Below are 503 nucleotides of genomic sequence, written 5' to 3'. Positions count from 1 at the left end.
GCAAGCGTATAAAACAAGTGACATCGTGCCAAGAGAAAATCTTTATCATTTGGTTCCATAGTCAAAGCATTGTTAATGAATCTAAGACTCTCATCATAATCTTGCAGCAAATTATCAAGCACGGCAAGTATATAATAACCATTTGCAAGAAGCATTTTTCCTTCGTCTTCAAGACTGTCTTTTATTTCAAAAGAAGTAGTACAATATTTTCCAGTCTCCAGCACTCCCACCATCTTCTTTAAGTCGTTGTACGCTTCGCCAACATCAAAAGTCTCCTTGCTTGCAAAATGGCAAAAAGCCCTCATAAAATATGCTCCCGCAAAATCAGGCTGCAATTTAAGGCATTCGGTAAGGCTTTCAATCGCTGGCTGAAACCTTTTTGTAATGATGTTGATTTTCGACTGAAAATAATGTGGAACCATATAATCCGGTCTGAGCAACGCTTCATCACAAAAATCTTTATAAGCGTTAACAACCAACTCTACACACTCATCATCCGAAAG

The 503-nt window shown here is 38.0% G+C and carries 1 protein-coding gene; it reads right to left on the bottom strand.

Annotated elements, in window-relative coordinates; all coding sequences use genetic code 11:
- A partial coding sequence (locus JI65_RS17060; protein ID WP_197971985.1) for a tetratricopeptide repeat protein occupies positions 1 to 503 on the bottom strand: 503 nt, incomplete at both ends.

It is taken from the genome of Treponema zioleckii (assembly GCF_014737315.1).
Taxonomy (GTDB): domain Bacteria; phylum Spirochaetota; class Spirochaetia; order Treponematales; family Treponemataceae; genus Treponema_D; species Treponema_D zioleckii.
This window is presented reverse-complemented; position numbering and strand designations above follow the sequence as displayed.